This is a genomic window from Streptomyces sp. NPDC051636 (assembly GCF_044453765.1).
Classification (GTDB): domain Bacteria; phylum Actinomycetota; class Actinomycetes; order Streptomycetales; family Streptomycetaceae; genus Streptomyces.
In genome coordinates this window covers 94,939-120,274 of the sequence record NZ_JBITDA010000019.1, presented here as the reverse complement: position 1 = coordinate 120,274, position 25,336 = coordinate 94,939, and the positions used below count along the sequence as shown (strand labels likewise).

Sequence of the window (25,336 nt, the reverse complement as noted above, 5' to 3'; positions counted from 1 at the left end):
CCACGGCCGAGAAGGCCCTTCGAGAAGCCATGGAACGGCTCTTCACTGGTCGGCCCATCCGCACCGACGGCAAGCTCACCAAGCAGAACCTCTGGCGGGAGGCGGGCGTCAGCCGGGCCACGATGAACCGGGCAACTGCAGTGCTCGTCGACTGGGACAACCACGTCAGCCAGAGCGCGGCAAGCAAACACGACCAGGCCCAGGCCGCGCAGATCGCCCGCCTCCGCCGCCAACTGCGAGACAACCGACACGAGCGACAACGCCTCCAAGACGAAGTCGACGCCGCCGCCACGGTCATCGCGGCCCTGCTCGCCGAGAATGCCGCACTCCGCGATCAACTCGCGAAACGGTCAGCCGTGGTGATCCCTCTCGATCGCGGGCACGCAGTGCGGGAATGACCTCCGGCACCGTGCCAACGACTGATGGCTCGGGGCATGGCAGCGCTAGCACATTTCATGCGCCGGTAGCTCCGTCGATCTGTTCTCGGATGAGATCGGCATGACCGTTGTGACGTGCGTACTCCTCGATCATGTGCACCATGATCCAGCGCAGGGAGACTCCCTGATCGCCGACGTGACCCGCTTCCTGCTCGGGCAGGCGCCCGTCGTCGTCCAGCGATGCGTCAGCGATCAGTTCGCGGCCCCGGGCGATCTCCGATTGCCAGGCATTCATCGCCTCATCCAGTCCTCGTTCCGGCCGAAGCCTGAAACCGTCAAGGTTGCTCTCCCCGAAAACCGGCGCCAAGTCCTGACCTGCGAATACGCGCTGGAACCAGTTGCGCTCCACTTCAGCCATGTGCTGAACGAGGCCGAGAAGCGTCATCGACGAGGGTGACGCTGCAGCAATCCGTAATTGATCATCTTTGAGGCCCGAACACTTCAGGGCGAGCGTCGCGCGGTGAAAGTCCAGCCATGCTTCCAGCATGGCGCGCTCGTCGGCATGCGGGGGCGGGATAGGTCGTCCATCCGGTGTCATATTCATGCACACACCCTCGCAGCTGCCAGCATGGCCCACGGTCGTCTTCGCTGGCGACGAACACAGTCCCATCCATCTGCAAGGCGAGCCAGCGACGCCCACCACCATGTCTCATGAGACACGTCAAAGTCTGGAGAAGGACGGGTTCCGCGCCCTGGTCTCCGTCGACGCAAGCCGAGTAGTGCTGCGCTCCAGGCACGGCACCGAGATGCTTCCGGCGTTTCCGGAGATTGGGGCCGGGGCCGCACAGTTGCCGGACGCGACCGCGCTGGACGGCGAGCTGGTCGTATGGGACGCCGCGGGACGGCTCGCCTTCGAGCAACTGCAGAACCGACTTCAGCGGCGCGGCGCCAGGGCGGCCCGGGCGGCTGCCGAGTGGCCGGCCCACTTCGTCGCGTTCGATCTGCTGCGGCTGTCCGGGACGGACACGACCGGATGGCCGTATTGGCGGCGCCGGGCCGCGCTCGAGTCCGTGTTCGCCGCCCGCCGGCTGTCCGCCCCGTGGGTGCTGTGCCCCTCGACCACCGACCAGGACACCGTGCGCGAGTGGCTGACGTGGGCATCGGCCGGGATGGAGGGCGTGCTTTTCAAGCGGCTGGATGGCGTATACGAGCCTGGCGTGCGCGGTTGGCGGAAGTACAAGGTGCGCGAGACGACTGAGGCGATCGTCGGCGCGGTCACCGGCACACTCGCCGCTCCCACCGGCCTGCTGCTCGGCAGGTTCGACGACAGCGGCCGCCTGCAGTACGCCGGCCGCACCACGACTCTCGCCCAGACAGCGAGCCGCACAGTCGCCGGGCTACTCGTCCCGGCGCAGGGCGGGCATCCGTGGCAGGGCTTGTCGTTCTCCGCCGGGTGGGGCAGCCGGGAGATGCTGGACGTCACGCTGGTGGAAGTCGGCGTCGACGTCGCCCGCGACGCCTCCGGCCGGTGGCGTCACCCCGCACGCCTGCACCGTGCCCGCCCCGACCTCTCCCCCGCCGACGTCCCCGGCCTGTCATCGCCGCCGCGCTGACGACGGCACGGCGCGGCGGCCCCGCCGACGCGCATGTTCGAATTCGCTGTCATCTGGGACACGCCGCCGCCCGTCCGGCCAGCCGTGGTCGGGGGTGCCCGTGATGCGTGGAGACGTGGTCGGCCTCATGGTGGGGTTCGTGGTCGCCCCGACCATGGCCCGGCGGTGATCCCGGGGCGTCCGGGCGGGCGATTTTCCCTCGCGTATGCGGGCGCAGTCCCTAGGGTGGGCTAAACGCCGTCACCGCAACAAGTCGAGTCACTGGGTCGTGGCCCGGTACTTCGGCCAGTTCCACCCATCCCGGCGAGATCGGTGGGTGTTCGGCGACCGCGACAGCGGTGCCTTCCTCATCAAGTTCGCCTGGACCGGCATCGTCCGCCACCAGCTCGTCAAGGGCGGAGCGTCCCCGGACGACCCCGCGCTGACCGAGTACTGGCGGGACCGCCGCCGCAGGAAAGCGCCGCCGCCGATGGACAAGACGAGTGTTCTCCTGCCGGTTCGGCAGCAGGGGCTCTGTCCTCTCTGCAAGCAGGCATTGATCGTCGGAGCCGAGTACGAACCGGACAGCCCACGCGAGTGGATCAACTGGTTCGCGGCCTCGAAGAAGATGCTCCACAAGCATCACTTCACCTACCGGCGAGACGGCGGCACGGACGAGCGGAACAACCTTCACCTCGTGCACTCCGAATGCCACCGCCAGCACCACGCTGGGGACGGCAAACGGGCCACATAACCCTGCTGACCTGCGAAGCCCATGGGGCTTGCTTGAGCCGGATGCGGGGAAAGCTCACACGTCCGGTTCTGAGGGGGCCGGGGATCAGCAATGGTCTCCGGCTACCCGACCCTGACCGCCCGAAGCCCTGACGGGCTGATGTGACCCTGCGGGAGTGCGCAGGTGCGGTATCGGGTTGCTTTGCGGTGCCGAAGACTCCTGTGCCGCAAGGTGGTCCTGTAGCCGGGCATGACGGAACTGGTACACCGCTCCCGCCTGCCGCAGTATGCCGCGCCGGTGGGCGTCGTCGAGAAATCGCATCAGTCGCCAGGGGAGTCGGCCGCGAAGAGCCAGCCATACGCGGGTGAGGAGAAACCAGCTCCACGCGCTCCCCACCAGCCCGGTCTGGAACCTGCCCGCCCATCTGCCGGCAAGTCCCAGAGCCAGACCCCCTCCCAACCCCGCAGCCAGTGCCCAGGTGAATCCGACAGCAATGGAGAACCCGTACCGTCCTGTCGCCAGCCCTGCCAGCAGCCCAGATCCGAGGGTCTCCACGACGATGCGGATGGCGGTGACCAGGCCATCGCTCCGCAGGACGGACCGTGAACCCGGTGAGGACAACGCATCGGCGGGGGTGTTCAGCCACATCATGGCGCCGAAGGTGAAGCCGGCACTGAGCCCTGTCACACAGACGACTTTCACCGCGGTCTCCAGTCCGCCTCCGAGCGTGGCGCCCATGCGGACAACGGCGCCGAAGGCGAGCAGGGCACCAGCCCCCATGGTGAGACCGACCGCCAGTCCCGGCACGAACCTCCTCCCCAACGACGTCAGACCTCGCCGAAGTCGGAAGCTGGCGTTCAGAGGGTGTGACGGAGGCACGGCTACCAGCCCGGCACCGAACCCGCCGGCCACGCCGGCCGCGAGGCCGACCTCCAGCCCGACTCCCACCCCCACGCCGAGACCCGCGACGAGCCCGCTGACGAGGCCCAGCAGGAGCCCGACCGCCCGACGTCCGACCAGGGGGAAGGTACGGTGTAGGTGCCACCAGGCCAAGTCGTGGGTCCGATGCTGCTGGAGGTGGCCGGCGAGGAAGGTCAGCCACCTCCTGGCCGACTCGGCGGGATATCGCAGTGGCGCCGCATCGAGCCCGTCCGCCCCTGGCGACGGGAGGCGGTGAGAGTAGACGGCGGGGATGAACGCCTCCAGCAAGTGCCCCTCGATGGCGCACCGGTCGGGGAACCGGTCGGAGTCGAGGAGTTCGGCCGGGTCGGCGGCCGGATCGGTGTAGACGGTGCGCAGGAGAGCAGTCATGAGCGGCGACGACAGCGCTTGGGCGAGCGGCCCGCCGGGACGCTCGCGCAGCCTGGCCAGCAGTGGCGCCCAGCGATCGTCCCCAGCTACCCTCCCGGCGGACAGGAACGTGATGACCTCCTGAGCTCCCACGGGTTCCAGCTCCACCACCGCCGCGGTACTCAGCACCATCCCCCCGGCGGCGACGGCAGCCTCGTATTCCGCGCTGCGACAGGTGACCACCACGGGACTCGCCGGAGGGACCCGGTCGATTCCGTCGATGGCTTCGGTGTGCAGGCCGACAGGCATCTCGTCCAGGCCGTCGAGGACAGGCAGGATGTGACCGCCGGTGACGAGTCGGGCGGCGGCCGCAGGGCCGAAGACGTCCTCGTTGGCGAGGGCCGGGTAGTCCTCGATCAGCCGTCGGGTCACCCATGCGTGCAGATGCTCGGTGCGCGGATTCCACGACGACAGCGACAGCAGCACCGGCACCGGCCCGCCGTGTGTGCACCGTTGGTCCAGCAGGCCAAGCGTGAGCAGGATGGCCAGCACCGTCTTGCCTGCCCCCGGATCGCCGAGCAGGACCAGCCGTCGCCTGGGCAACCGCGTGAACGCGGTGACGATGTCCCCGCTGCCGCCGCGCAGCCGCAGCCGCAGTGGCCGGCCGCCCACCACATCGTGCCCGAGGACCGCGGAAGCGCCGGCGGAAACGGGTCGGCCGGTGGAGGCCCAGCGCAGGTGCAACGGCTGCGGCCGGTGCAGCATCCGCAGCCCCGCTTCAGCGGTCCACTGACGCTGCACGGTCCGAGCCAGGTCGTCCACCGCGCGGCGAAGGCGATGTTCGTTGTCGGCCTGCGTCCCGCCCCCGGGCGCCGTCGCGGAGGCACGGTGGCGGCGCGTGTCCAGCACAGCTGCCACGACGGCGGACACTGCTGCGGCGGGCCAGGCAAGCCACACGTACGGCTTGATTCTCTCCGGAAGGGCAGCGCTGGCAACGTTGGTGACCACGGGAAGTACCAGTGCGGTGATGATGAAGATCAGCACAGTGGTGAACTGCGAGGGACGCCGCATGTCCCCATACCTCGCTTCGCTCTGACGGCAGTCATGCCTGCTCTCGTGCGCCCCCGTGGCCGGAGCCCGACGGGGCTTCGGGTCAACGCTCGCCTGGACGGGGAGATTGCGGACCAGGATGTTCCCTAGTCCTGCGGGAGCGGCCTTGGTGAGGCGACAATCGTGACGGCGGGTGTGCCTGTCGGCACTGATGGTTGTGGCTAGTGGGGGAGCAATGGCGTGCAGGCATGGGCGGACGGGACTGCTGTCGCGCACCAAGGAGCTGGGGAAGGTCCGGCACCTCTTTGCCGATGCCCGACAGAACCGAAGCGGCGTACTGGTGGTCCGCGGTGAACCGGGCATCGGCAAGACCGCGTTGCTGGAGCATGCGGTGGACGGGGCCGAGGGCATGACCGTACTGCAGGCTCGTGGGATCGAAATGGAAGCCGAACTCGCCTTTGCCGGCCTCGGCGAGCTCGTGCGTCCCGTGGGTCACCTGATCGACAGGCTGCCTGCGGTGCAGGCGCGGGCGCTGCGTACAGCCCTGTCACTGGAGTCGGCGGGAACACCAGACCGGCTGACACTGGGAGCGGCCGTGTTGACCCTCCTCACCGATGCCGCAGCAACGGCCCCGGTGCTGGTCGCCGTGGACGACGCGCACTGGATGGATGAGGCCAGTGCCCAAGCACTGCTCTTCGCTGTTCGGCGATTGAAGGCCGAGGGGGTAGCCGTACTGGTCACGGCACGTGACGGCCAGCGATGCGTATTCAGCCAGGCCGGCCTTCCGACGCTGGATCTCGCCGGGCTGGAGCCTGCGGCTGCCGCAGCGCTGGTCCAGCAGGTGGCTGACGTCCCAGCCGAAGGCGAGCCGTTCGAGTGGCTGTACAGGGAGACCGCGGGCAACCCGCTCGCGCTCCTTGAAGCCGCACCTGCATTAAGCCGATCCCCGTGGGCCGTACGGGGAGCGCAGAGCCCGCTGCCGGTCGGCCCACGGCTGACCGCTGCCTATTCCACCCAGTTGGCAGCCCTGCCGGAGCCGAGTCGCCGGGCAGTGACCGTTCTGGCCGCCGGCTACACCGAGGATGCAGCCGTCCTGTCGCAAGCGCTGCACGGCCTCGACTTGGGCGCCGACGTCCTGCAGCCGGTCGAGTCCGCAGGGGTCATCGAGATGTCCGGTGGCAGGGTCAGGTTCGCCCATCCACTGCTGCGCGCCGCCGCCTACCACACGGCGGCGCCCGACCAACGACGGCAGGCGCACAGAGCCCTGGCTGCGGCGCTCACCGACCGGGACGGCGCTGTGAACCGTGACCAGCGCAGCTGGCACCTGGCCGCCGCGGCGGCAGGCCCGGACACGGCAGCCGCGGTCGCCCTGGCCGGTACCGCAGCGCGGGCCCGCGACCGAGGCGCCCTGCCTGCTGCCTGCCGGGCATACGAGCGCGCCGCCGACCTGACCTCCTCTCCCGTTGACCGGGGCCGCTATCTGCTCGCCGCGGCCGAGGCGGCCCAACTCGCCGGTCGAGGCGATCAGGCGTTGAACTTGACCAAGGCGGCGACCGAAGCCACACAGGACACGGCCGTACTCGCCGAAACAGCCCGGCTGCGCAGCCAAATCCTGCTGGTGCGTCAGCCACCTCGCAGTGTCCACGACCAGCTGGTCGATGTGGTGGCCGGGCTCGAAGAGAGCCAACCGGACCAGGCTGTGCCCTTGCTGGTCGCTGCCGCGGGGGCAGCGTGCATGGGCGGCGCGATCCGCCGAGCCCGTGAGACCGCGAACCGGGCCGCTGCTCTGACCCGCCGCAGCGACGCCCTCCCCCTCCGTGATCATTCCGCCGCCGTCATGAGGGCCCACACTCTGATGCTCTCCGGTGAGCGCACCTCGGCAGCCGCTGTTCTCGCCTCTTGCGAGGACTTCCTCAACTCCACCGACCCGCTCACCATCGGCGTCGAGGTGACGAGCTTTTTCGCCATGGACCTCATGTGGCTCGAGCAGTACCCGGCGGCCCGGACCCTGCTGGAGCGGGCTGTGCGAGGTGCGCGCGGCGCCGGCGCCTCTGAACGGCTCGCGCCGTATCTGACCGTCCTCGCCGAGACGAAACTGCGCACGGGCCACTGGGACGAAGCCTATGCCCTGGCCAGTGAAGGAGCAGGCCTAGCGGCTGAGACCGAACAGCCGGTCCTGCAGGCTTACGCGCTGTCCACGCTGGCCCGGATCGAAGCTGCACAGGGACGCACCGCGCTCTGTACCGAGCACGCGGCCCAGTTCCGTGAACTGCTCGACAGCACAGGCGCGGAGCTGGTCAGCCCCTACATCGAAGCAGCGCTCGGCCTGCTCGACCTGGGGACCGGCAGGTACGCGGAAGCCGCCGCACGTCTGAACGATCTCCAGCGGCAGTTGAGCGATCTGGAGCTGCGGGAACCGACGGTGCTGCAGCACCAGCCCGACCTGATCGAAGCCAACCTGGCCGCCGGCGACCCCACGGCAGCGCGTGCGGGCCTGGCCGAGCTCCGAGGACAGGTCCAACGCGCCCCGTCGGTTTGGGGGAAGGCCGTCCTGGAGCGATGCCGAGGGCTTGTCGACCATGGTGAAGAAGCCACTGAGCACGCCTACCGGGGCGCGCTACAACTGCACGAGCACCTGGAGGACCCCTTCGCCAGGGCTCGTACGGAGCTGGCTTACGGGCGGTTCCTGCGCAGAACTCGAAAGCGCCGTGCCGCACATCGCCCACTGACCGCCGCCCGGCAGGTGTTCGAGCGGTTACGTGCCGATCCGTGGACTGCCCTTGCCGAAAGGGAGCTCCGGGCGGCAGGCTTCGGGACGTCCAACCGCCGCAACCGCGCACCGGTCGACCTCACGGAACAGGAGATGCAGGTGGCAGTGCTCGTCATCAAAGGGCACACCAATCGCGAAGTAGCGGCCACACTGTTTCTGTCGGTCAAGACGGTCGAATACCACCTCAGCCACATCTACGCGAAGCTGTCCGTGCGCTCCCGCGTCGAACTCGCCGGTCGCCTGGCCGTGACCAGCCGATGACGTTCCCCCACGCACCGGGCTGCGGCAGCGCCTCGCCGACTGCCAGGGACCGCACCGGTGGCCGTCCACGACGCCCGCGGGGACAGTCGGTGGAGGGTGCGTTATGCGTTTTACCGTCCATCGACCTCGCCCAGCAGAAGGTGGTCCAGGCGGCGCCGGCCGGCCAGTTCACCGACTCTTCCACCAGCAGGTCGACGAAACCTCCGAGGAACTGATCGCGGCGGTGCCGGTCATCCACCAACGCGCCCTGGGCGGAGTCGTGGTGGTGTGTTCGTCCCTAAACGACCTAGGGTGCGTTTCGAAAGTAGCTGGTCACAGCCACTCGTTGATAGCTGCGACCAGCACGGTCGCCTCATAGCGGACGGCGAGCTTCTCGGGCGGCGGCCCGGTGACCGGCCACACGGTCGGCATCGTCGGCGCCGGCGCCATCGGTCAGACCATCGCCGCGCTCCTCGTCGGCGAGCCGTGGTGTGACCGGCTGCTGATCACCTCCCGAATGGCCGAGAGCGCCGCAGGCTTGGTCGCTGATCTGGGCGACATGGCCCACGTCGTCCACGCCGATACCCGCGTGCAGGCGGTCACCGCCGCCGAGTTGGACCAGGCGGACGCCGTGGTGATGTGCCCTCGTGCCACATTCACCAACACCGCCACCCGCAACGTGCGCATGGCCGGACTCGCCGCGAACGCTCCCCTGATCGCCGAACTCGGCTGCACACCGGCCGGCTACACGCGCCCCGTCGTCATGGTGACCAACCCCGTGGACGTCCTGGCACTCCTCTTCGGCACGATCAGCGGCGCCCCCACGTACGGCATCGGATCGGCGACCGACACCGCCCGCTACCGCGCCGTCCTCGCCGCCCACCACCGCGTGCCCGTCGACCGAGCACCTCGCCGAGCTCGAGCAGACAGGGCGGCAGTTGGACTGGCACGACGCTCGGCTCGGCCGGCCCGCGGTGGTGCGTGAGGACCTGTTCGTCGTCCCCGTCTACGGACACATCTACCGGGGCGGCAGCCGGGGCCAGCGGTTCGCCTTCGTCCTGGTCAGCGACAAGGGCGAGATTGTCGGCCAGCTCGGCGGCATGCACCTGCACCGCGACAGCCCCTTCACCGGCTTCTGCTTCGAAATCGCCGCCGACCCCGCACGCGAGCGGATCTACCACCTCAACCGGTACGGATTGTTCGCCTGGACAGCCACGGGAATCCGAGCCCAACGACTGGACCTGGAAGAGGCGCGGTACAAGCTGCTCAAGCACTTCACGCTCGCGGACTGCACCCCTGCGGGGGAGCTGATCCTCGTGCACCGCACGCAGCACCTGATGCTCCGCATCCCGTGCCCCGCCTCCCTCGGCGACCTCGGCCAGGTGGTGGAGGACGCGCTGCGCTCCTACGCCAAGGAACGCACTGCCCTCAAGAAGCGGTGGCAGCCCGTGAATTGGCACTGGGTCGACAGCACGGCTCCACTACACCGCCTCTGATCGCGCAACGGGGCCGGGCTCGCACCGTGAGGCGACGTCCTTGCTTTCGATGGCATCCAAGCCGCCCCGGCCACGTCGCAGAGCTTCAGTCTCGGCCGGTATGACTTCTGGCTTGGGGGAAGATCCCCGGGGAGGAGCTTGTCCGTGGTACGGGGAGGGGAAGCCTTGGCCAAGCCGAAGAAGAGGCGGGGTGTGCGCATCCCGTGGGTCCGGTACAGCCGTGGGGAGCGGTTCGACCCGTCCGCGATCGATGTCCAGCCGCGTCCGCCTTACGTGATCCCGCTCTTTCATCCGCAGCGCGGCGGCGGCCTCTCGGTTCTTCTCCCCGGCCTCGAAGCGGACGACAGCCTGCAACCGGATCCGCTCCCGCGCGGCCCTCTCGGTGTCGGTCAGCCCACCACCCTGCGCATATCTCACTCCCCAGGACCTACCGGCACCGGCAGCCGCCGCTGCTGCCGCGTGAGACCGACGACAAGCCGGTGCCGCCGGTGTGGCCCTGGCCGAGGCATCTGCTCCGTCTCGGCCCGGTCAGCCGTCAGGTCCGAGGACCCGCCTGGCTCGAGGAGCCGGCGGCTTTGGACAGGTCGACTTCGTCCCCCGCGGACCAGGTGCGGACGGCCGGCCCATGCGGTCCGCCGACCAAGCTGCTCAGGATCTGAGTGTGGGCGCTCAGCGCCGGGGCGCTCAACACCGCGTCGTGAACGAGGAAGACGTCGCCGGGTCCGACCTCCCTGACGTAGTCGACGACCTCGGCCAGTTTCACCCACGGCGCACCTGCCGGTGCGAGGAGCGTGCGCACGTCCTCCTCCGGGACAGTGAGCGCGTCGCCCGGGTGGAAGACTCCGTCGACCAGAAAGCCGACGTTGTCGAACTCGGCGAAGTCGCGGTGGATGGTGGCGTGCTTTTCCCCGTACACGTGGAATTCGAGAGGGCCGATGTCGAAAGTGTCTCCGTGCCGGAGGGTATGGACGCGTCCGCCGAGGTCGGTGAGGTGGCGGGCGACCGCCGGGTTGGTCCAGATGTCGATGTCGCCGCTGGCCTCCCGCAGCCGGTCGGGGACGAAGTGGTCGATGTGCTCATGCGTGACGAGCACCGCGTCGGCTCCCTCCAGCGCGTCCGGATCGCTGAAGCAGCCGGGGTCGATGACGACGGTGCAGCCCTCGTGCTGCAGTCGTATGCAGGAATGCCCAAGTGAGGTGATCTGCATGACTGGTCTCCCTCCTGTTTGTACAGCCAAACTGTACAGCATTGCTGTATAGCTATCCTGTGGGTACGGTGATGCTGTGAACGAGCAGGAGATCGCCAGCGACCTGCGAGCCGCCGTCGGAAACCTGGTGCGGCGCGCACGGGCCACCGACGCCATGCCGCAGACGCAGGCCGCGGTACTGGGCTACCTCGACCGCGAAGGGCCCATGACCACCAGCGAGCTCGCGGCCCGGCAGCAGGTCCGCCACCAGACGGCGGCGCGGGTCGTCGGCCAACTCGTGGACCTAGGCCTCGCCCGCCAGAAGCCCCATCCGGACGACAGGCGCAAGGTCCTCGTCATGCTGACCGATCCAGGCCTGCAGGCGCTCCAGGCACGCCGCGGCCGCCGAGCCGACTGGCTCGCCGAGGCCATCAGGGCAGAGCTGTCCCCCGCCGAACAGCAACAGCTCGCGGAGTCCGTCGCCCTCCTCAAACGGCTGGCCCGGTACGGCGATCACAGCTGACCGTCCCCAGCAGGTACAGCACCTCCCGGCAGCCCGGCGGGCCTGTCTGAAGGCGGCGCAGGGCGTTTCTCTCCATGACCTTTCCCGTGCTCGACCGGCACGGGTCTCCGGCATCAGTCCCACAGGGTGCGCACGCCACCTCGAACATCGTCAGCTGCACGTAGGCGAGTCGGTCACGGACAGGTCGCTCCTCGGTCCGATGCCTTTGAGCCCGGTCGGCGTTCCGCCCGGATCGAACGAGTGGTGGAAGGTGAAGGCGTACGGCGCGGAGCCGTGGTCGTGGAGGTGTTCCAGCCTGGAAACCCCGTCCTGCCAGGTCGGTATCGTGCCGTCGGTGACCCACCAGAACACGTAACCCGGGTGTCCCGTCCTCTCGAACCAGTCGTAACGCCTGTTGAGCGCCGCGCGGTGCAGACCGGTGTAGATGGAGTCGAAGGCGGATCGCAGGTCGGTCCAGAGTGAGAGGGTCGCGGCCAGGGCGGTGGTTTCCACAGTGCGGCCTTTCCCGTACCAGGCCGGAACAGCAAACTCTCCCCACTCACCCCAGTCCGAGTCGAAATCCGTCCGTGCGCCCAGGCTGCGATCTGCCGCTTCAGCACGAGCGATATATCCGGGGTGCTGGCCGATCTCCCGGTAGACGGCCTCACCGCTCTCGTGGAACTCCCTCGTAAGACGTGCGGGATCGGTGAGGGGTGACTTCAGGACGCCGAACGTGTACAGAGCAAGATGGTGCATGCGTCTCTCCTTGGCCGAGGAGCCTGGTCTGGAAGTCCCTGACGCTCTCGCTGTCTGGGCGTGGACTCGATTCGGTGGCCTGCGCGTGGGGGCGGGGAGCTGTGGGCGTGATCGACTCATCCCCTTGCGGGTGACTCAGGCTGGTGGAACCCCTGTGCGACTGCGGGCGGCGCCGAATGTCAGGAGAAGATAGCCCCCACTGGAGGCCCTGTCGAAGTTGCCTTTTCCCTGTCCAAGTGGCCTCTTGCAGAGGCCCCCGCGGAGCTGAGGCGGCGAAGCGCCGCCTGGACGTCGCCACACCGCCGGCTGAGCAAAAGCGTGACCTACGCGCGCAGAGCTAGCGGCAGATGCCCGGCAACGTAGTCCGGCAAGAGGATGTTGAAGCGGATCGGCTCGTCGTAGACGCCAAGCCCGACGCGCACGGCCGCCCGTCCAACTCGTGCCCAACTTGCCTTGCACCCCTCGGACATCTGTAAGGCACTTCGCCTGAAGGGCACTTGCCCAACATGCCTTACGCCTCGGAGGCACCCGGGATAACCGGGGCGTCCCCGGTGAGGGGGGCATCCCAGGACGCGACGGCTGTCTCAGCCAATCAAGTCCCCGCAGGTCAGCGGCATCTGTGGCGACTGGCTTCACTGAGAAGAGACAACTCGCGGTCGGTCAGGCAGCCTGACCGAGACCGGAGGCGGTCAGGTCTTGCTCGCGCGGCGGGGTGAAGTCGACGTCTCCCGAGGAGCGCGAACGGTGGTGGCAGAAGGTGCTGGAGCTGCGGGCGACCAAACGGGCTGTGCCCGCCCACGACCGCGCAGCGCTGATCGCCCGCATCGGCGAGCGGGAAGCGGAACTCGCACGTCTCCGGGACGACCGTGGTTGAGGCCCGTGACTACTTCCTCTCCGAGGAGCAACTGCAGGCCCGCAGCGAGGGCCACAGCTGTGCGGCCATGATGCAGAGCGCCGGCCGGAGATGTGATCCCTCCGGCCGGGAACGCGAAGTCCGCGGCGGGCCGCCGTGCGATGCCGCCGCCGAGTCCGCTCCGCGGGCACGGCGGCAGGGCACGGTCCCGACCGGCAGCCCGGCATGCGGACGCGGCCCCTGAACGGCCATCGGCTCCAGCCGTGTTGGCCGTCAGAGGCCGCGTCCGTCGTACATGCACCGGATCTGTCCGCCTGGAACGCGCACGTTCAGGCACGAGGGGCCACCAGCGCCGGGCGAGGGAACCTCGACCCTGTCTCAGCTCTTGTTGTTCCACCTGTCGAGAGCGGCGTAGGAGGGCTGCCATTCGTTGTGGTAGGCGGCGCGCACGGGTTCGGGCAGTACGGCGAGCATGGCGTTGACGGCGTCCGGGTCGGCGCCGTCGAGGACCCAGGGGGTCAGAAGGGGGCCGTCGGGCCCGGTCTTGGCGCCGTGGATGCGGCCGTAGTGCTGCCACTGCTCCAGCGTCAGGATGTCCTCGATCAGCGGCAGTGCCTGGTCCTCCTCGTGCTTGAGGTGTCCGGTCAGGTTGGTGGCCAGGGCGTCGACGGCGATCGCGAGGCGTTCAGGCCCGTCCTCCGGGTCGGCCAGCGCGGCGTCGATGGTCTCGACGAGCGGGTCGATGGCGGCGTGTTCGGCGTCCATCGCGTCCAGCAGGGCCAGGTCGTCGGGACGGTCGGCCGCCATCTGGCGCATCACCGGCCACAGCGCTTCGTCCTCGGCGCTGTGGTGGATGTGCAGGGCCTTCTTGAATATCTCCCAGCCGACGGCGCCGGTGAGGATCCGCCGCGGGTCGTCGTCGACGCGCCCCGTGATCGCGGCCATGATTTCCAGCTCGCGCCGCAGCGCGTTGTGCATCGCGTACATCAACGACATGTCGAGCCTGTCGCCCATGGTCTCTCCTGATCTTCCCGTGTCAGTGGACCGGATGCCTCGCATCCGGTCTCTTCCGCCGTGTCCCCTTGGTTCCGTGCCGCGCTGGTCGCGCCGATCCGCGGTCTCACCCCCATGACAGGCCGGGGCTCAGAAATGTGACCGACGACCGCGACCGTACCCGGGAAGTCCGTCTGCGCCTCGCCGGCCGGACGCCGCCGCAAGCCGGCCTCGAGTCGCGGAACAGATCCGGCCAAGTCCCCACGGTCGACGTGGAAGTGAGAGAACTGAGACCGTGTCCTGTGTGAGGCGGCTCGTTGGGCCTCGCAGGGGGCGGGGTACGTGGAGCTGGACTGTTCCGGACGGACTGTGGGAGATCGCGAAGCTTTGATACCGCGCGCCGAAGGTGCGGCGGCCACAGGGCGGTGGCACGCAAGGAACCCCTGATGAGGCGCTGTTCGGGGCCATCATCTACGTCCTGGTCAGCGGCTGCGCCCGGCGGGCCCTGCCACCGTGCCTCTGCATCTCGACATCCACAGGTCCGAACCCCGTGGACCGGGGCAGGCCGGGTTCCAGGATGCACGTCCTGTCGGACGCGAACGGACTGCCCCTACTCGTCGTCGGCGTCTCAGTCGGAGTGCGCATCGCCGGCAAAGGTGTCGCCGCCAACGAGCAACCGGGAGGCCGCGGACGGGTCGTCGAACGCTCCCTCTCGGGCTCGCCGCAGCCGTCTGCCGCTACAAGCGACTCGTCCGCCTCACCACACAGGACACGGTCTTGGAGGCTGTCGGCTCACCCCGGCCAACCGAACCTTGAAAACCATGATCGGCCGTTAAGGTCGACGCACCCCGTCGTACGGCTCTTCCAGCCGCTGACCTGCCGCCCGGCTCGCCCCTGCTGCGCGCCGCCAAGCCGGCGCCAACTTGATCGGCAGTCATAAACAAGTCACGTGATCGATGCTGAGGCGCCAGAACAAGATGCAGGGGGCGGGTCATACCGCAACAGTGCGAGTCGGTCCCGGTGCGTCCTGTGTGAATACCAGTCATCGAGTCGTGGTTTCACTCGAACCGGAGGGAATGAGGCCAAGATGCGGCGTCTCAAAACGAGCAGGACGCTGGCCGCCGGTGTGGCGGCAGCAGCAGCGCTCGTCGGCCTGGGAGCCGGGCCATCCGGGCAGGCGGCCGAGGCCGCCACGCAATCGCCCCGTCCGACCAGCCATCTCACCAGCGACGCACCGGTCACCGTGGTGGCCAGCGGGCTGAACTCACCTCGGAGCCTGGCCTGGGGACCTGACGGTCACCTCCTGGTCTCCGAGGCGGGGGCCACCCCCACGGACTGCCAGGGCACCGGCTTCGCCACCAGGTGCTACGGCCTCACCGGGTCGATCGCGGACATCTCTTCCGGCGCGCCGGTGCGGACCGCCGAGGGACTGCCGACGACCTTCAACCAGGAAGAGACGATCGGCCCCAACGGCCTGGCCGTCGGGCCCAATGGCCATGTGTACACGCTTGAGGCCGGGTCGCCGGAGCAGGTCCCGTCCGGTCTGCCCACGGACCTGTCCGCGGTGCTGAGCAAGCAGTACGGGTCGCTGATGGACGTCACCGGCGGGCAGCGCAAGGTGCTCGCGAACCCCGGTTCGGTCAACTGGCAGTGGTCGGAGGACCACAAGGACCTGTCCAGCAACTTCCCCGCCTCCAACCCCTACGCGCTGACGACGAAGCCGGGCGGCGGGTTCTACCTGGTGGACGCGGCGTCGAACACGCTGGACTCGGTCGACAGACACGGCCGCGTTCGCGTGCTCGCCTTCGTCCCCAAGACCCCGGCCGGCTCGGACGCCGTGCCCACCTGCGTCGCCGTGGGCCCGGACGGCGGGGTGTACGTCGGCGAGATCACCGGGCACGGCAACTCGGCCACCGCGGCCAACGTGTACCGGTACTCGCCCCGAACCGGCAAGCTGAAGGTCTGGCAGAGCGGCTTCAGCGCCATCAGCGGCTGCGGCTTCGGCGCCAACGGTGACTTCTACGTGACCCAGTTCGACACCACCGGATTCCTGCCGACCGGTGACCCGGTCGGCAACGTCATCCAGATCAACCACCGCGACAACTCCCGTACCGTCCTCGCGGACGGAAAGCTGTTCTCGCCCACGGGCTTCCTGGCGGGCCGCGACGGCTCCGTCTACGTGGCGAACAAGACCATGATGTGGCCGGCCTGCACGGACGCGCCGGCCTGCACCAGCTCCTCGGACATCGGAGCTACGGGCGACGGAGAGATCGTCAAGATCGGCTGAGCCCGTCCGGTCATCTCGTTCGCGGGCCGGTCCGTACCGCTTCCGGCTCGGCCCGCGACGCAGACCGCAAGATCCACTGTGCTCGTGATCGAAGGAGACAACGTGCGTGCTGGCATCTGGCTCATCGGTGCCCGCGGATCCGTCGCCACCACCAGCGTGACCGGAGCGCTTGCGCTGCGCGCCGGTCTGGCCGACCCGGTGGGCTGCGTGACCGCTCATCCCGCGCTGGACGTGTCGGCGCTGCCCGGCTTCGGCGACCTGGTCTTCGGCGGTCACGACGTGACCACGGTCCCGGTGGCCAAGAAAGCCGAGCAGCTGGCCGCCGCCGGCATCGTGCCGGCCCGGCTGGTGCAGGCGCTGGAGCAGGATCTCGACGAGGTGGAGGCGAACCTGCGGCACGCCCCGGCCGGCGCCACGCAGGCCGAGGCCGCCACGCTGATCGCCGCTGACATCGAGGCGTTCGCCGCGCGGCACGGCCTCGACCGGGTCGTGGTGGTCAACCTGTCCTCCACCGAGCCCGCTCCCCCGCCGCACCCCGCGCACGCCGACCTCGGCACGCTGGCCGCCGCGCTGGCCGGCCCGGGCACGGTGCTGCCGCCCAGCTCGCTGTACGCCTACGCGGCGTTCGACGGCGGCTGCCCGTACGTGGACTTCACCCCCTCCACCGGAGCCCGGCTGCCGGCCCTGGCCGAACTCGCGGCCGAGCGCGGCCTGCCCTACGCCGGCCACGACGGCAAGACCGGCGAGACGCTGCTGAAGTCGGTGCTCGCGCCTATGTTCGCGATGCGCAACCTCGCGGTCCGCTCGTGGTCGGGAATCAACCTGCTCGGCGGCGGAGACGGCGCCAACCTGGCGGACCCGCAGGCCAACGCCGCGAAGGCGGCCAGCAAGCAGCGGGTGCTGCGCGAGACCCTCGGGTACGCGCCCGACGGCGACACCCGCATCGACTACGTGGCCGACATCGGCGACTTCAAGACGGCGTGGGACCTGGTCACGTTCAACGGCTTCCTCGGCACGGGCATGTGCCTGCAGTTCACCTGGCAGGGCTGCGACTCCGCCCTCGCGGCTCCACTCGTCCTCGACCTGGCCCGGATCACCCTGGCCGCGCACGCGGCCGGGCACACGGGGCCGCTGGCGCCGCTCGCGTACTTCTTCAAGGACCCGCTGGGCGACGTCGACCACGCGCTGCACGCCCAGTGGGAGGCGCTGCGCACGTACCTGGCCGGAGTCGGGGCCGGACTCGGCGGCGGCCGATGACCACGCCGCGGGACATCATGGAGCTGGTCCGCGCGCCCGCGGCGCTGTCGGTGCCCGGGGACGCCGTGGCCGGCGCCGCCGCCGCGGGCGCCCTCGGGCCGCGTACCGCCGGGCTGTCCGCGGCCGCGGTCTGCCTGTACTGGGCGGGGATGGCGGCCAACGACTGGGCGGACCGGGACCTGGACGCCGACGAGCGTCCCGGCCGGCCGATTCCGTCCGGCCGGGTGACGGCGGGCGCCGCCCTGGGCGTCGCGGCCGGGCTCAGCGCGGCCGGCCTCGCACTGGCCGGGCTGGCCGGCGGCCGCCGGGCGCTCGCGGTGGCGGTGCCGCTGACCGGCGCGGTGTGGGCCTACGACCTGAAGCTGAAGGGCACCGCGGCCGGCCCGGCCGCCATGGCCGCCTGCCGCGGACTCGACGTGCTCCTCGGCGCGAGTGCGCGCCGGGGCGGCTGGCGACGTGCGCTCGCGCCGGCGCTCACCGTCGCGGCGCACACGTACACGGTCACCGCCCTGTCGCGGCGGGAGGTGACCGGCGGCGGCCGCCTGCTGCCGGGTGCGACGCTGATCGGGACTGCCGGTGTCGCCCTCGCGGCCTCGGGGCGGGCGCCGCGCCCCGGGCTGGTCCGGTCGCTGGCCGCCTGGTACGCGGCCGGCTACGGGGACGCCCAGGTACGGGCGCTGGCCACGCCGGACGCCGACAGCGTACGGGCGGCGGTCGCGGCCGGGATCACCGGCCTGCCGGCGCTGCAGGGCGCGCTCGTCGCGCGGTCGGCGCGTCCCGGCACCGCCGCGGTGGTGGCCGCCTGCGCACCGCTCGGCCGGATCCTGGCCAGCCGGGTGTCGCCGACATGAGCGCCCCCGCCGGCACGAGCGTGCGATTCGGCTACGGGACCAACGGGTTCGCCAACCACCGGCTGGAGGACGCGCTCGCCGTCATCGCCGATCTCGGCTACGAAGGCGTCGCGCTCACCCTCGACCACCACCATCTCGACCCGTTCGGACCGGACCTGCCCCGCCGGGTCGAGGCCCTGGCGACGCGGCTGGACCGGCTCGGGCTCGGCGTCGTCGTCGAAACCGGCGCCCGGTACCTGCTCGACCCGTGGCGCAAGCACGCCCCGACGCTGCTCGACGACGAACCCGCGGCCCGGCTCGAATTCCTGCGGCGGGCCGTCCGCATCGGAGCGGATCTGGGGGCGGAGGCCGTCTCGTTCTGGGCCGGCATACGGCCCGCCACGGTGCCGCAGACGCAGGCGTGGGACCGCCTGGTGCGGGGCTGCGAGGAGGTGGTGGCCGCGGCGGACGCCGCGGGTGTGCGGCTGGGTTTCGAACCGGAACCCGGCATGCTGGTGGAGACGATCGACGACTGGTTCACGCTGCGCGGCAGGCTCGGCGCGCCGGGCTGCTTCGGCCTGACGCTCGACATCGGGCACTGCCGCTGCATCGAGCCGCGGCCGGTGGCGGACTGTGTGGCCACGGCCGGTCCGCACCTGGTCAACGTGCAGATCGACGACATGCGGCGGGGTGTGCACGAGCACCTGGAGTTCGGCGCCGGCGAGGTCGACTTCCCGGCCGCGCTGCGCGCCCTCGCCGACACCGGATACGGCGGGTTGACGGCCGTGGAGCTGCCCCGCCACTCCCATGCCGCACCCGCGGTCGCGCGCGCGTCGCTGGCGTTCCTCACCGCCGCCCGCGCCGCAGCCGAGGCCCTGGGCGCAACCCGTGAAGCGGAGGAGGTCGCATGCCCGGCGGACATCTCGCAGACGTGCTGAAAGACCAGGTCGCCGACCCGGCGTGGCTGCACGCCGCCGAGCGGCAGGTGACGCAGGACCCGGCCGCGGTCGCCGCGCTGTTCCCCGCCGCGGGCAGGCGATGCGGCCGGGGCCCGCTCACGGACCCCGGCCCGGAGCTGGGGGGCTGGACCGTCGACGACGCGGCCCGCGTACTGCTGCTGACCGCGCTGCCGCTGCGCGGCGCGGCGCTGGCCGAGCAGGTCGGCGCGCTGTACCGGAACGGTGGCGCGGCCGAGAAGCGCGCGGTGCTCCGCGCCCTGCCCGGCCTGGACATCGGGTCCGGCGCGGCGGACCTGCTCCACGACGCGATCCGCACCAACGACCCGCGGCTGATCGCCGCCGCGGTCGGACCCTGTGCCCGCCGTCTCGACGACGGGATGTGGCGGCAGGCCGTGCTCAAGTGCGTGTTCATGGACATACCGCTGACCGCGGTGGCCGACCTGGACCGGCGTGCCGACGGCGAACTGGCCCGGATGCTGGCCGACCTGGACGACGAACGGCGTGCCGCCGGACGGACCATGCCCGCCGACGCGACCGCCCTGCTGGCGCTGATCGGCGACCGGGCGCCGGCACGGTCCGGCGAGCGCGAGGAGGAGACAGTCTGATGCGCATCTTCGACCCGCACATCCACATGACCTCACGGACCACCGACGACTACGAGCGCATGGCGGCGGCCGGCGTGCGCGCGCTGGTCGAGCCGGCCTTCTGGCTCGGCCAGCCGCGCACGAGCGCCGGGTCGTTCACCGACTACTTCGACTCGCTGACCGGCTGGGAGCCGTTCCGCGCCGGCCAGTTCGGCATCCGCCACCACTGCGCCATCGCGCTGAACCCCAAAGAGGCCAACGACCCGCGCTGCCGCGAGGTGCTCGGCGTGCTGCCGCGCTACCTGGCCAGGGACGGGGTGGTCGCCGTGGGCGAGGTCGGCTACGACTCGATGAGCCCGGAGGAGGACGAGGTGTTCGCGGCCCAGCTCGAAATGGCCGTCGAGCACGGCCTGCCGGTGCTCGTGCACACCCCGCACCGCGACAAGCAGCGCGGCACCCGGCGCACGCTGGACGTGCTGAAGGAGTCCGGCATCGAACCCGGACGGGTCGTCATCGACCACCTCAACGAGGTGACCGTGGGCCTGGTCGCCGACAGCGGCTGCTGGATGGGTTTCTCCATCTACCCGGACACCAAGATGTCGCCGGACCGCATGGCGGCGGTGCTGCGCGAGTACGGACCGGACCGGATGCTGGTGAACTCCGCCGCCGACTGGGGCCGCAGCGACCCGCTGCTCACCCGCGCCACCGGGCAGGCGATGCTGGCCGCCGCCTTCACCGACGACGACGTGGACCGGGTGCTGTGGCGCAACCCCGTGGAGTTCTACGGCCAGTCCGGGCGGCTGGAGATTACTCCGGCGGCATCCGGGGCGGACGAGCCGGCCTCGGCGTTCGCCGGCAACTCCATCGCCCGCGGAGGCAGCTGATGCGGCTGCGGCATCGCGACGGGCAGACGATCCACCTCGGTTACTGCACCAACGTCCACGCCGGCGAGGAACTGCCGGAGATCGTCGGGCAGCTCGACGCGTACGCGGTGACGGCACGCCGGCTCCTGGGCGCCGACCGGCTCGGGGTCGGGCTGTGGCTGGCCGCGCCGGTCGCCGCGCAGCTCGCCGCCGACCCCGGTGCGGTGGACAGGCTGCGCCGCGACCTCGACGCGCGCGGGCTGGAGGTGGTCACCTGCAACGGCTTCCCCTACCGCGCCTTTCACGCCCCGGTGGTCAAGCACGCCGTGTACCGGCCGGACTGGCTGACCGACGAACGCATGGCCTACACGGTCGACCTGGCCCGGGTGCTGGCCGGGCTGCTCCCCGACGACGCCGCCCGCGGCTCGGTGTCCACGCTGCCGCTGGCCTGGCGCACGCCCTGGACCGCACGGCACCGGGCGGCGGCCGGGCGGCGGCTCGCCGAACTGGCGGACCAACTCCGGGCCGTGCACGCGCGAACCGGGCGGCTGATCCGCGTCGGGTTCGAACCGGAACCCGGCTGCGTGCTGGAATCGACCGAGCAGGTGGCCGACGGGCTGTCCGGCGTCGACACCCGGTACCTCGGGGTGTGCCTGGACCTGGCCCACCTGGCGTGCGGGTGGGAGGAGCCGGGCGCCGCGCTGGCCCGGCTGGCCGGTGCGGGCCTGCCGGTGGTGAAGGTGCAGGTGTCCGCCGCCCTCGGTGCGGACCATCCGGAACAGGCCGGAACATCCGCCGCGCTGCGGGGATACGCCGAGCCCCGGTTCCTCCACCAGACCCGGTCCGCCGCCGGGCACGCCGCCGACGACCTGACCGACGCGCTCGAGGCGGGCTTCCCCGGGCCGTGGCGGGTGCACTACCACGTGCCGCTGCACGCCGCCCCGCAGCCGCCGCTGCACGCCACGCTCGACGTGTTGCGCGGTGCGCTGGCCGTGCTCGTCGGAGGCGACCGGGCGCTGTGCGACCACCTGGAGGTGGAGACGTACACCTGGAACGTGCTGCCGCCGGCCCAGCGTCCCTCCGGTCCCGGCCGGCTGGCCGAGGGCATCGCCGCCGAGGTGGCCTTCGCCCGGGACGAACTGCTCGCCCTGGGGCTGCGCGAACAACCCGTGAGGGAGATGACCCATTGAACCGCCGACCCACTCCCCTCGTCGTGCTCGACGTCGTCGGGCTCACTCCGCGTCTGCTCAAGCACATGCCGCGGCTGGCCGCGACCGCCCGCACGGGCTGGCAGGCCCAACTCGCCCCGGTCCTGCCCGCGGTCACCTGCTCGGTGCAGGCCACGCTGCTCACCGGCGCACCGCCGCGCGAGCACGGCATTGTCGGCAACGGCTGGTACTTCCGCGACCTCGGCGAAGTCCTGCTGTGGCGCCAGCACAACGCGCTCGTGGGCGGGGACAAGCTGTGGGACGCGGCACGCCGGCGCCATCCCGGGTACACGGTCGCCAACATCTGCTGGTGGTACGCGATGGGAGCGGCCACCGACTGGACGGTGACCCCGCGCCCGGTCTACCACGCCGACGGCCGCAAGGACCCCGACTGCTACACCGACCCGCCGGAGCTGCACGACGAACTCACCGCCGCGCTGGGCACCTTCCCGCTGTTCAACTACTGGGGCCCGGGCGCGGGCATGGCTTCGTCGAAGTGGATATGCCGCGCCGCGCAGCACATCATGGCGCGCCACGACCCGGACCTGACGCTGGTGTACGTGCCGCACCTCGACTACGACCTGCAGCGGTTCGGCCCGGACGGGCGGCGGGCCGCGTCCGCCGCGGCACGCCTGGACAGGGTGCTCGGGCCGCTGCTCGACGCGGCGCGCGACCGCGGCGCGACCGTGGTGGCGCTGTCGGAGTACGGCATCACGCCGGCGAGGCGTCCGGTCGACGTCAACCGGGCGCTGCGCCGCGAGGGGTTGCTGCGGGTGTACACCCAGGCCGGCATGGAGTACCTGGACCCGTGGACGTCGCGCGCGTTCGCCGTTGCCGACCACCAGATCGCGCACATCTACGTCCGCGATCCGGCCGACCTGCCCATGGTGCGCAAGGTGTGCGCCGAAGTGCCCGGCGTCGCCGAGGTGCTGGGCGAGGCGGAGAAGGCGGCACACGGCCTGGACCATCCGCGGGCCGGTGATCTCGTCCTGGTCGCCGAGCCGGAGGCCTGGTTCACCTACTACTACTGGCTGGACGACGACCGCGCACCGGACTTCGCCCGGCTGGTGGAGATCCACCGCAAGCCCGGGTACGACCCGGCCGAGCTGTTCTTCGACCCCGCGGCCCCGGGCGCCGCCAGGTTCCGGACCGCGGTGGCGCTGGCGCGCAAGAAGCTGGGCCTGCGGTATCTGATGAGCGCGGTCGGCCTGGACGCAGGTGCCGTCGCCGTGCGCGGCACGCACGGCCGGCTGCCCGTCGACCCGCAGGACAGCCCGGTCCTGCTGTGCTCTGATCCCCGCGGTGCCCGCGAGCGGTACGAGGCGACCGAGGTCAAGGACCTGCTGCTGGATCTCGCGTCGCCGGGTGGGGGCCGGGTCTGACGTCCTGTCCGGAGCCGGCCGCGGGCGGTTCTTTCGCACGACCGGCGCGGGCTGTGCTTCCACCCGCTCGACGCGCCCCGCGCCCTGCCGTGGTCCACTGCGCACGGGTGCGGAGCACGACCGTGCCGCGCACGGCCTCGGTGATCCGGATGTCGCCCCTGCGGTGCTGGTCTCCGCAGTACTCAGCCGCCGTGCGGGGGGACCAGGCCGGACTCGTAGGCGAGGCCCACGAGGTGGACCCGGCCGCGGGCCCGCAGCTTGGACCGGGCCCGGGCGATGTGGGACTTCGCGGTCAGCGGGCTGATCACCATGCGGTCGGCGATCTGGTCGGTGGACAGCCCGCGCGCGACCAGGGCGACGGCCTCACGCTCACGGTCGGTCAGCTCCGCGAGGAGCCCCGTCCTCGCGGGTGGCGGCAGCGGCCGGGCGACGAGCCGGCTGATCACCTTGTGGGTGACCGAGGGGGCGAGCAGGGCGTCGCCGCGCGCGACGACCCGCAGGGCGTGCACGAGGTCGGTGGGCGCGATGTCCTTGAGGAGGAATCCGGCGGCGCCGGCCCGCAGCGCGTCGAAGACGTGCCCGTCGCGCCCGTCACCGGTCAGGATGACGACGCGCACCCGGACCAGGGCCGGGTCGGCGGTGATGCGCCGGGTCACCTCGATGCCGTCGACGGCCGGCAGGGTCACGTCGGTGAGCAGGATGTCGGGCAGCCGCTGCCGGACCAGCCGCAGGGCCTGCGCGCCGTCGGCGGCCTCGGCGACCACCTCGACGTCGTCCTCGGCGTCGAGGAGCGCGCGCAGCCCGCCGCGCAGGACCGGCTGGTCGTCGGCCAGCAGGACGCGGATCATGACGGCCGGCCCGCGGACGGCGCGGCCGTGGGGGCGCCGGTCGTCATGCCGTCTCCCCCGCGCCGCCGAGCCCCTCCGGTTCGGTCACCCGGCGGACGGTCCGGATCCGCCCGGTCGAGGATGTCGAGCGCCAGAGCGCCGAAGAGGGCGCCGTGGCGGTCGCGGAAGACCGCGCCGGAGCCGCCGTCCACGTCCTGCGGCCGCACGGTGACGCCGACGCGGAGCACCGCCGGGACGATCGCCGCGAGCACGCCGGCCACCTGGTCCGCGCCGACGACGCACCCGGGCCGGGGCAGGGTCCCGCCGCCGACCTCGCTCAGCGCCGTCACTGAGGCGGCGCGCTGGTGGCAGGCGGACTCCGAGCAGCCCACGGCCGGCGCGGTCCGCGCGACGGCGCGGCCGGAGACCTCCCGCGGCACGGCCGCCGTCGACAGCGACGCGGCCGGCTCCGCCGGCCGCTCGGGGTTCTGGACGGCGTCGCCCGGCAGCGGCCCGGCGAGCCACGGACCGGCGTACGTGTCCTGCCGTACCCGGGCCGGGCGCAGGACGTTCCGGGAGATGCGAGTGACCTCGGCGGACGGGAACGCCTCGGCCGGGACGGGCACGGTGGGGGCGCTCTCGTCGCGCAGCCAGGTCTCCTCGACCGCGTCCCGGGCCGCGCTGACGCTGCCCAGGACGCGGCAGGCGATCGAGAACAGCAGGGACCGCACTTCCTCGAACTCTTCGATCCGGATCACACGAAGCCCCTCCTTGGACATGAGCGGGGCGGGCGCTAGGGGAAAGGCTCTGCCCCGTGGTCGTCCTCAGCGCCCGGCCGTCGGCGGCCTCGGCTCCCGCTTCCTCCCCTTCCGCACGCACCGTCCACCAACAGGACAGGACAGCCCCGGCGGAGGTGACATGAGGGCGAGGGAATGCGCGGGACGGGGACCGCCGGCGGGGCACAGATCCGACGCGCCCGCCCGCCGACGGGGGATGGGGCGGCAGGCGGGCGCGACACCTTGCAGAGCCACCCTAGAGGTGGCGTCAGCGCACGTCCCGTGCGCACCAGGAGGGTTCGAGCACGACGGGAGCGAGCGTCGAGTTCGGCCGCCGGACCGGGGTCCCGCGCCCGCAGCCGCTCGTACCGGCCGGCGTACACCGCGAGGATGGCGGCAAGCCCGCGCGCCCCGCCGCCGCCCGGCCCGGGCCCGGCGACCGGGGCGCACCGGCCGAGCGGTGTCGACGGCGCGCTGTACGCCCGCAGCGCCTCGGCCGCCGGTTCGCCGGGCGGGCCCTGAGGT

General features: G+C 71.2%; 25 protein-coding genes and 1 pseudogene. 19 read left to right on the top strand and 7 right to left on the bottom strand.

All coding sequences use genetic code 11. From position 1 onward, the window contains the following. Window positions 1–29 precede the first annotated feature (29 nt). Entirely contained in the window at window positions 30–398 is a 369-nt protein-coding gene (locus tag ACIBBH_RS28655; protein ID WP_399409456.1) for a hypothetical protein, read from the top strand. A 55-nt stretch (window positions 399–453) separates the two neighbouring features. On the opposite strand, the gene ACIBBH_RS28650 is transcribed toward ACIBBH_RS28655, so the two are convergent. Further along, a complete protein-coding gene (locus tag ACIBBH_RS28650) occupies window positions 454–981 on the bottom strand; it encodes a DinB family protein (RefSeq protein ID WP_399409454.1) in 528 nt (175 codons plus the stop codon). Between the two features lie 100 nt (window positions 982–1,081). On the opposite strand from ACIBBH_RS28650, the gene ACIBBH_RS28645 reads away from it, so the two are divergent. Together ACIBBH_RS28645 and ACIBBH_RS28640 are read left to right on the top strand one after the other, a co-directional pair. Continuing rightward, window positions 1,082–1,990, top strand: a complete 909-nt coding sequence (locus ACIBBH_RS28645) for an ATP-dependent DNA ligase (protein WP_399409452.1) — start codon at window positions 1,082–1,084, stop codon at window positions 1,988–1,990. Window positions 1,991–2,306: 316 nt separating this feature from the next. Next, a complete protein-coding gene (locus tag ACIBBH_RS28640; RefSeq protein ID WP_399409450.1) occupies window positions 2,307–2,723 on the top strand; it encodes an HNH endonuclease in 417 nt (138 codons plus the stop codon). Between the two features lie 84 nt (window positions 2,724–2,807). Here ACIBBH_RS28640 and ACIBBH_RS28635 read toward each other — a convergent pair whose 3' ends face one another. Continuing rightward, window positions 2,808–5,063 (bottom strand): NACHT domain-containing protein, encoded by a 2,256-nt coding sequence (locus ACIBBH_RS28635; protein ID WP_399409448.1) that lies wholly within the window; start codon window positions 5,061–5,063, stop codon window positions 2,808–2,810. A gap of 214 nt (window positions 5,064–5,277) precedes the next feature. Here ACIBBH_RS28635 and ACIBBH_RS28630 point away from each other — a divergent pair, with 214 nt between their 5' ends. The 3 genes from ACIBBH_RS28630 to ACIBBH_RS28620 all read left to right on the top strand — a co-directional run bounded on the left by ACIBBH_RS28630 (window position 5,278) and on the right by ACIBBH_RS28620 (window position 9,548). Continuing rightward, window positions 5,278–8,073, top strand: coding sequence for an AAA family ATPase (locus ACIBBH_RS28630; protein ID WP_399409446.1), 2,796 nt, complete (start codon window positions 5,278–5,280; stop codon window positions 8,071–8,073). Window positions 8,074–8,461: 388 nt separating this feature from the next. Further along, window positions 8,462–9,037 (top strand): NAD(P)-binding domain-containing protein, encoded by a 576-nt coding sequence (locus ACIBBH_RS28625; protein WP_399409444.1) that lies wholly within the window; start codon window positions 8,462–8,464, stop codon window positions 9,035–9,037. After that, entirely contained in the window at window positions 9,030–9,548 is a 519-nt protein-coding gene (locus ACIBBH_RS28620) for a hypothetical protein (protein WP_399409442.1), read from the top strand. The genes ACIBBH_RS28625 and ACIBBH_RS28620 overlap by 8 nt, the downstream gene beginning before the upstream one ends. A gap of 535 nt (window positions 9,549–10,083) precedes the next feature. Here ACIBBH_RS28620 and ACIBBH_RS28615 read toward each other — a convergent pair. Further along, window positions 10,084–10,755 carry an MBL fold metallo-hydrolase gene (locus ACIBBH_RS28615; RefSeq protein WP_399409440.1) on the bottom strand — a complete coding sequence of 224 codons (672 nt, stop codon included), beginning with the start codon at window positions 10,753–10,755 and terminating at the stop codon, window positions 10,084–10,086. Window positions 10,756–10,831: 76 nt separating this feature from the next. Here ACIBBH_RS28615 and ACIBBH_RS28610 point away from each other — a divergent pair, with 76 nt between their 5' ends. Continuing rightward, the gene (locus ACIBBH_RS28610; RefSeq protein ID WP_399409438.1) at window positions 10,832–11,257 is read left to right on the top strand and encodes a MarR family winged helix-turn-helix transcriptional regulator; all 426 of its coding nucleotides are present in this window, start codon (window positions 10,832–10,834) and stop codon (window positions 11,255–11,257) included. Window positions 11,258–11,407: 150 nt separating this feature from the next. Here ACIBBH_RS28610 and ACIBBH_RS28605 read toward each other — a convergent pair whose 3' ends face one another. Beyond that, on the bottom strand, window positions 11,408–11,992 hold the full coding sequence (locus tag ACIBBH_RS28605; protein ID WP_399409436.1) for a DUF3291 domain-containing protein: 585 nt from the start codon (window positions 11,990–11,992) through the stop codon (window positions 11,408–11,410). 712 nt (window positions 11,993–12,704) lie between these two features. Between ACIBBH_RS28605 and ACIBBH_RS28600 the strand changes: the two genes are divergently transcribed. Then, window positions 12,705–12,866, top strand: a complete 162-nt coding sequence (locus tag ACIBBH_RS28600; protein ID WP_399409434.1) for a hypothetical protein — start codon at window positions 12,705–12,707, stop codon at window positions 12,864–12,866. After that, window positions 12,859–13,089, top strand: a complete 231-nt coding sequence (locus tag ACIBBH_RS28595) for a hypothetical protein (RefSeq protein ID WP_399409433.1) — start codon at window positions 12,859–12,861, stop codon at window positions 13,087–13,089. Before ACIBBH_RS28600 ends, ACIBBH_RS28595 begins: the two co-directional genes overlap by 8 nt. Window positions 13,090–13,223: 134 nt before the next feature. Here ACIBBH_RS28595 and ACIBBH_RS28590 read toward each other — a convergent pair whose 3' ends face one another. Then, complete coding sequence (locus ACIBBH_RS28590) at window positions 13,224–13,859, bottom strand: hemerythrin domain-containing protein (protein WP_399409431.1); 636 nt, start codon at window positions 13,857–13,859, stop codon at window positions 13,224–13,226. A 283-nt stretch (window positions 13,860–14,142) separates the two neighbouring features. On the opposite strand from ACIBBH_RS28590, the pseudogene ACIBBH_RS28585 reads away from it, so the two are divergent. The 9 genes and pseudogenes from ACIBBH_RS28585 (at window position 14,143) to ACIBBH_RS28545 (ending at window position 23,208) form a co-directional block, all read left to right on the top strand. Next, a pseudogene (locus ACIBBH_RS28585) lies at window positions 14,143–14,654 on the top strand (hypothetical protein). Between the two features lie 271 nt (window positions 14,655–14,925). Then, a complete protein-coding gene (locus tag ACIBBH_RS28580) occupies window positions 14,926–16,125 on the top strand; it encodes a ScyD/ScyE family protein (RefSeq protein WP_399409429.1) in 1,200 nt (399 codons plus the stop codon). A 102-nt stretch (window positions 16,126–16,227) separates the two neighbouring features. After that, a complete protein-coding gene (locus tag ACIBBH_RS28575; RefSeq protein WP_399409427.1) occupies window positions 16,228–17,382 on the top strand; it encodes an inositol-3-phosphate synthase in 1,155 nt (384 codons plus the stop codon). Next, window positions 17,379–18,233 carry an SCO3242 family prenyltransferase gene (locus ACIBBH_RS28570; protein ID WP_399409425.1) on the top strand — a complete coding sequence of 285 codons (855 nt, stop codon included), beginning with the start codon at window positions 17,379–17,381 and terminating at the stop codon, window positions 18,231–18,233. Before ACIBBH_RS28575 ends, ACIBBH_RS28570 begins: the two co-directional genes overlap by 4 nt. Beyond that, complete coding sequence (locus tag ACIBBH_RS28565; protein WP_399409423.1) at window positions 18,230–19,150, top strand: sugar phosphate isomerase/epimerase family protein; 921 nt, start codon at window positions 18,230–18,232, stop codon at window positions 19,148–19,150. Before ACIBBH_RS28570 ends, ACIBBH_RS28565 begins: the two co-directional genes overlap by 4 nt. After that, window positions 19,120–19,776: an EboA domain-containing protein gene (locus ACIBBH_RS28560; protein ID WP_399409421.1), complete on the top strand. Its 657-nt coding sequence runs from the start codon at window positions 19,120–19,122 to the stop codon at window positions 19,774–19,776. Before ACIBBH_RS28565 ends, ACIBBH_RS28560 begins: the two co-directional genes overlap by 31 nt. Continuing rightward, a complete protein-coding gene (locus tag ACIBBH_RS28555) occupies window positions 19,776–20,639 on the top strand; it encodes a TatD family hydrolase (protein ID WP_399409419.1) in 864 nt (287 codons plus the stop codon). Before ACIBBH_RS28560 ends, ACIBBH_RS28555 begins: the two co-directional genes overlap by 1 nt. Next, window positions 20,639–21,808: a metabolite traffic protein EboE gene (gene eboE, locus ACIBBH_RS28550; protein WP_399409417.1), complete on the top strand. Its 1,170-nt coding sequence runs from the start codon at window positions 20,639–20,641 to the stop codon at window positions 21,806–21,808. Before ACIBBH_RS28555 ends, eboE begins: the two co-directional genes overlap by 1 nt. Further along, on the top strand, window positions 21,805–23,208 hold the full coding sequence (locus tag ACIBBH_RS28545; RefSeq protein WP_399409415.1) for a nucleotide pyrophosphatase/phosphodiesterase family protein: 1,404 nt from the start codon (window positions 21,805–21,807) through the stop codon (window positions 23,206–23,208). The genes eboE and ACIBBH_RS28545 overlap by 4 nt, the downstream gene beginning before the upstream one ends. Window positions 23,209–23,390: 182 nt before the next feature. Here the strand turns inward: ACIBBH_RS28545 and ACIBBH_RS28540 are convergent, their stop codons facing one another. Next, on the bottom strand, window positions 23,391–24,056 hold the full coding sequence (locus ACIBBH_RS28540) for a response regulator (protein ID WP_399409413.1): 666 nt from the start codon (window positions 24,054–24,056) through the stop codon (window positions 23,391–23,393). Further along, a complete protein-coding gene (locus ACIBBH_RS28535; RefSeq protein ID WP_399409411.1) occupies window positions 24,053–24,793 on the bottom strand; it encodes a hypothetical protein in 741 nt (246 codons plus the stop codon). The genes ACIBBH_RS28540 and ACIBBH_RS28535 overlap by 4 nt, the downstream gene beginning before the upstream one ends. A 408-nt stretch (window positions 24,794–25,201) precedes the next feature. Here ACIBBH_RS28535 and ACIBBH_RS28530 point away from each other — a divergent pair, with 408 nt between their 5' ends. After that, window positions 25,202–25,333 (top strand): hypothetical protein, encoded by a 132-nt coding sequence (locus ACIBBH_RS28530; RefSeq protein ID WP_399409409.1) that lies wholly within the window; start codon window positions 25,202–25,204, stop codon window positions 25,331–25,333. The last annotated feature ends 3 nt before the right edge of the window (window positions 25,334–25,336 follow it).